The 4,865-nt window shown below is 38.9% G+C and carries 7 protein-coding genes; 5 read left to right on the plus strand and 2 right to left on the minus strand.

Going from position 1 to position 4,865, the window contains the following annotated elements; all coding sequences use genetic code 11:
* Together Xvie_RS19690 and Xvie_RS19695 are read left to right on the plus strand one after the other, a co-directional pair.
* The coding region (locus Xvie_RS19690) for a toprim domain-containing protein (protein WP_208612650.1) at nucleotides 1-478 on the plus strand (478 nt) is incomplete at its 5' end.
* A complete protein-coding gene (locus tag Xvie_RS19695) occupies nucleotides 478-897 on the plus strand; it encodes an antiterminator Q family protein (protein WP_086110809.1) in 420 nt (139 codons plus the stop codon). The genes Xvie_RS19690 and Xvie_RS19695, both read left to right, overlap by 1 nt.
* Before the next feature lie 215 nt (nucleotides 898-1,112).
* On the opposite strand, the gene Xvie_RS19700 is transcribed toward Xvie_RS19695, so the two are convergent.
* Nucleotides 1,113-1,469 carry a DUF3969 family protein gene (locus tag Xvie_RS19700; protein WP_086110810.1) on the minus strand — a complete coding sequence of 119 codons (357 nt, stop codon included), beginning with the start codon at nucleotides 1,467-1,469 and terminating at the stop codon, nucleotides 1,113-1,115.
* Complete coding sequence (locus Xvie_RS19705; protein ID WP_086110811.1) at nucleotides 1,469-1,960, minus strand: hypothetical protein; 492 nt, start codon at nucleotides 1,958-1,960, stop codon at nucleotides 1,469-1,471. Before Xvie_RS19705 ends, Xvie_RS19700 begins: the two co-directional genes overlap by 1 nt.
* 541 nt (nucleotides 1,961-2,501) lie before the next feature.
* Here Xvie_RS19705 and Xvie_RS19710 point away from each other — a divergent pair.
* From Xvie_RS19710 to Xvie_RS19720, 3 genes are all read left to right on the plus strand, one after another.
* The gene (locus Xvie_RS19710) at nucleotides 2,502-3,395 is read left to right on the plus strand and encodes a hypothetical protein (RefSeq protein ID WP_139838918.1); all 894 of its coding nucleotides are present in this window, start codon (nucleotides 2,502-2,504) and stop codon (nucleotides 3,393-3,395) included.
* A 17-nt stretch (nucleotides 3,396-3,412) separates the two neighbouring features.
* Nucleotides 3,413-3,985 carry a hypothetical protein gene (locus tag Xvie_RS19715; RefSeq protein ID WP_086110813.1) on the plus strand — a complete coding sequence of 191 codons (573 nt, stop codon included), beginning with the start codon at nucleotides 3,413-3,415 and terminating at the stop codon, nucleotides 3,983-3,985.
* A 178-nt stretch (nucleotides 3,986-4,163) separates the two neighbouring features.
* Nucleotides 4,164-4,862, plus strand: coding sequence for a DNA adenine methylase (locus Xvie_RS19720; protein ID WP_086110814.1), 699 nt, complete (start codon nucleotides 4,164-4,166; stop codon nucleotides 4,860-4,862).
* Nucleotides 4,863-4,865 lie beyond the last annotated feature (3 nt).

Below are 4,865 nucleotides of genomic sequence, written 5' to 3' on the forward strand. Positions count from 1 at the left end.
AGGGCAGGCGTGTTACCTACATCGGACGTATTTAGACGGGGATCGGAAAGCCTCGTTAGAGGTGGTTAAAAAAATGAACTCACTACAAGAAGACAGTCATTTGGCGCATGCCCAGTCGGTGGCCATCCGTCTGTTTCCGGTGGATTCAACACTGGGTATTGCAGAAGGTGTCGAGACGGCATTGTCCTGTAAGCAAATTTACGGCGTGAACACTTGGTCAGCCATGAATGCCGGGCATATGGCGAAATTTATTGCCCCTTGTGGCGTTAAGCATCTGATTATCTTTGCAGACAACGACTGGAGCGCCACGGGTCACGCTGCCGCGATGGAGTGTGCCCGCAAGAATTTACAGGCCAGTAATGATGTAGAGAAGGTCAGCGTTCGCTGGCCGGATTTTGGGGATTTTAACGACTTATTAATGAACGGGGATCAGGCCCGACAATTGGAATTTACGAAAAAGACAGCGGAGACAGCATAATGCGTGATATTCAGATGGTATTGGAGCGCTGGGGGGCGTGGGCGGCGGATAATCGTGAGGCGGTTGACTGGCCTTCAATTGCCGCGGGGTTCAACGGGCTGATACCCAACAGAGTTAAATCCCGTCCTCAGTGTTGTGATGATGACGCCATCATCATTTCCAACTGCATGGCAAAGTTGAATCAGAAAAATAGCGATGCGCATGATTTGCTGTTTGACTATTACGTATTCGGTAAAACCTTTATTCAATTGGCGCAGGATCATGAGTGTTCTGATACGCATATCGGGAAGAGGTTACAAAAAGCCGAGGGGATGATTGAAGGAATGCTGATGATGTTAGATATCCCATTAGAAATGGATAAATGCGTCCAAAAAGAGCCAATGAATATTAGCGCGCACCAATTATGCAGTAATTTTTGAAAATAACTTTACGATCGTAAAAATGCTGCTATTGTGATAAGAGTGATAGCAATGTCACACAGCTTATTAATTTCAGACCTCGCCCAGTGCGGGGTTTTTTGTGCCAGCAACTCAGTCTTAAGAAGATGACAATTACCCGCTTTGAAATTGATAAACAAAACGGGTAATTGTCAGATTATGCTTAAGTTGATAGATATATTGTAGGGTGGGGTGATTTACTCTCTTCTACCTTTACCTTTTATGAGAATTTCTTTTTCTACCAATCTTCCTATTTCGTCATTATTTTTAATGACTAATAATGTTTTTTCGATTAACTCATTAATACTGGCAGGTAATTCTTTCGGTATTAAAGATGCCACGTCTTCAAGTTCACAGCCGAGGTTAATGATATTAATCAACTCATCGGATGCTTTAATTTTTTTTAATACGTTGGGGACATAAGGCATAAATATAAACCCCTCTGCTTCATCAATAGAAATCAGTTTCTTATCAAGAGAATGCAGCAACCCCAAAACTAAAATACTAACAAATTTTTCCGCATGTTTCTTTTCGATGCAATAACAAAGTTTCATTAAGTTCTCCTTGTACTCCACCCATTATGAACTTTCACATCAAATACGAGACCACTTTTGTGTTGAAAATAATGGATAGACACTCGTTGATTAGAAGCATTATAGCCATTTTTATATATTTTATACCATTGCCCAGCTCTTACAGCTCTTAGATCCTGCAAAACTTTTGTATTGTTAACAACATTCCGAGTTGTTCCATCTTGGACGGGCCTAAATCCTTTAGGGTATTGCGGTGCATCCTTGATTGATTTGTAAGTATGCTTAATGCCACTTGACTCATGTTTATTTTGAGTTTTCTGAGTATTCGAAGGTTTAGAAGGTCTTGGTGGTCTTGGTGGTCTTGGTGGTCTTGGTGGTTTTGGTGGTTTTGGAATCTTAATGCCTAAGATTTGATGTGTGTTTTTCTCCTGAGCTGGTGCCTGAAAGCTGTATCCAGAAAAAGAGAGTGATACTAATATAAGGCTAAATAAAACTTTTGCGAATCGATTCATATGAATACCCTCAATATGAGTAAATCGGTTTTAAAATATTCTCATTACAGAATTAGAATGACTCTGGTGTAATATGAGGCATTATATAAATACTCAATTAAACGGAATTAAAACCAGAATCGATTTGCTTTGGATAAAGTATTAATAAAAGATAAATAAAATTGATTTTTAAAAATAATATAGTTGGTGAAAACTTTGGGTTCACAACTCAACTACGAAAAGATATTGGGTAGTTCAAAATTCCCGCCCAAGTTCGGGATTCAGAGGAATATTTCAAGGCTGCGCATGGCGTGGCCTTTTTGTTACAGGGTATTCAATTTGGCTTATTGAGCAACTGAAAAATTGATAGGTAAAACCTTCTTTTCAATCTGAGTCATGAATGATACTGTTTTTATATACAGCTTGTTGATATTTAAATGGAATATAGATCAATTTGTTTGAAGTACGGGCTTGTTAGCATATAAATATTAATAGTAAGTTTATTATATAAATTTATTTTAAGAGGCTGACTGCTGTGCTTTCAAACTTAGATAGATGGGTTATGACATTCGATTTTTGTTTTAAACCTACACATATAGCGGCGCCAGATATTCCAATCGCTGAAATACTTGCCAGAGTTAATAATTTAGTTCAGCAAGGGAGAGCGGTAAGGACTTATAATAAAGGAACAAGGGCAATTCGCATATCAAAATCCAGATATATTTCTGGAGGTACTAGCGCCACATTTTTAGTACAGTTATGCGATCAAAATGCTTCTGATCCGGTTTTTGCGGATTTGGCTACTGGAAGTTTGCGTGTAGAACCCAAACTAGCTGGAGAAGGTATTGCCGTATCTTCACATGTAATCATTTCGACCACTCCATCAGCGAATACGGTAGATCATTTTAAAACTTTGGTTGAATGTGTTCCTGGGATAAGCAAGTCAATCATTGAACCATTTATGAATGCAATTTTGAAAGAAGCGTTTGAAGGTTCTGAATTTGTGAATCAGGCAACTAGATCTAGATGTAAACTTAGACCCAAATTGGAAATATTTTCACATGGCTCTCAGACCATTATGGACGCTTTACAAGGTGGAAAAATACATAATGTTCGACTTATTAGCACTCAAAAAAAAGGTGGGCTGGATAAAACTGCTTATACTGAGCTAACAGAAAGAGTTGTTAGGCTTAAAGTAGTAAAGCAGCCCTTAACTAGGGATAAAAAGCGATTGCTAGAAATATTCCGTAGAAAAGGTTTAAGAGAGGGCTATAACAAGGTTTCTATAAGTTATAGTAAAGATGGGAAGCAATCTAGTTTGGAATTAGATAGAAATGAAGATGCAGCCACTAAACTTTTCACGAAAAGTGAAAAAGTGATTCTCCCATACGGTATTAATCAGTGTGAAGAGAATATTCACATAGATTTAGAACAAAAGATGAAGGATCTTTTATAAGTAGTGAGGGGTAAATGATGAAGCTTTTATCGCCACTTAATTATTTAAAAATAAAGCATGAAGAAAAAACGTGGTACGATTTTTACCTCCCACTTACTGGCGCTATATTTGTTTCAATTGTATACTGCTACTTACCTAATCAATTTAAGCTGATTGGGAGTAATGGATTAATTTCACAAGTCAATGGTTTATTACAAGTTCTAATCGGTTTTTATATTGCAGCTTTGGCAGCTGTCTCTACCTTTGGAAACGCCAGAATTGATGATGTCATGGCGGGAACTCCACCGACATTAAAAGAAAGCTTCCGTGGAAAAATGTCACCAGTGAAGCTGACGAGACGGCGCTTTATTTGTTATCTATTTGGTTATTTAGCTCTTTTAAGTTTTGGATTATTCAGTTTAGGATTAATAACGTCCTTGGTTGGACAAAATTTTGCAGTTTGGTTTGCAGATGTAACCTCATTGCGGTGCTTGATGGCGCTGAAAGTCGTTTTTGTTTTTTTCTATTTCTTGGTGTTATTAAATATAGTAACAACTACTTTGCTAGGTTTATATTTTCTTGCTGTCAGAATACACCAAAGTGATATTTAATTAATATTATTACAATAACCAGCCAAGTGCTGGTTTTTTTCGTATCTGCCACCGCAATCATTCACAGAACCTCCGTATAACACATTGCGGTTGGCACCCTATTAACTACAAGGTCGCTCAGGCGGCCTTTTTGTTTTCTGACTGCACCAACAGAGAGGGAGGCGGAACAGTGAAATACATGGGAAGTAAATCACGTATTGCAAAATATGTTGCGCCATTCATTCTGGAACGCATGACGACAGAGACGGTTTATGTTGAGCCGTTTGCAGGCGGCATGAACATGGTGAGTCATATCAATACCAAACATAATGGCCCCATTATTGCTGCCGACAGCCACGAATATTTGATTGAAATGTGGTCAGCGTTGTTATCTGGTTGGCAACCTCCGGGACAAATATCACGAGAGCAGTACTATGCAGTAAAGAACAATAAAACTGAAATACCGCATTTAACGGGCTGGGTTGGATTTAATTGCAGTTATGTGGGTAAATGGTTTAACGGGTATGTCGGGGTAACTCAGACTAAATCACGTGTTCGTGACCATCAATTAGAGGCTCGCAACAATATTCAGCGACAGTTGACTCAATTAGATGACGTCATATTGCAGTGTTGCGATTACCGGGAATTAGATATCCCTGATGGGTCTGTTGTTTATTGTGATCCGCCCTACGCGAATACCACTGGATACCAAAACTCATTTGACTCGGCTGAATTTTGGGATTGGGTTCGCAGGTTATCAAATAGATGTACCGTTTTTGTTAGCGAATACACCGCACCGGATGATTTTGATTGCATCTGGTCGCGTGAAATTACTAGCGGTATTTCTGGAACAAAAACGACCTCAATTGAATCACTATTTGTGATGAAGCCTGAGTAACGG

Origin of the sequence: Xenorhabdus vietnamensis (genome assembly GCF_002127535.1) — a bacterium.
Lineage (GTDB): Bacteria > Pseudomonadota > Gammaproteobacteria > Enterobacterales > Enterobacteriaceae > Xenorhabdus > Xenorhabdus vietnamensis.

Bases quoted from the DNA above. Each gene is read 5' to 3' on its own strand.
- Xvie_RS19700 (WP_086110810.1), bottom strand. From the start codon at position 1,469: ATGAAACTTTGTTATTGCATCGAAAAGAAACATGCGGAAAAATTTGTT.
- Xvie_RS19720 (WP_086110814.1), top strand. From the start codon at position 4,164: ATGGGAAGTAAATCACGTATTGCAAAATATGTTGCGCCATTCATTCTG.
- Xvie_RS19715 (WP_086110813.1), top strand. From the start codon at position 3,413: ATGAAGCTTTTATCGCCACTTAATTATTTAAAAATAAAGCATGAAGAA.
- Xvie_RS19705 (WP_086110811.1), bottom strand. From the start codon at position 1,960: ATGAATCGATTCGCAAAAGTTTTATTTAGCCTTATATTAGTATCACTC.
- Xvie_RS19695 (WP_086110809.1), top strand. From the start codon at position 478: ATGCGTGATATTCAGATGGTATTGGAGCGCTGGGGGGCGTGGGCGGCG.
- Xvie_RS19710 (WP_139838918.1), top strand. From the start codon at position 2,502: ATGACATTCGATTTTTGTTTTAAACCTACACATATAGCGGCGCCAGAT.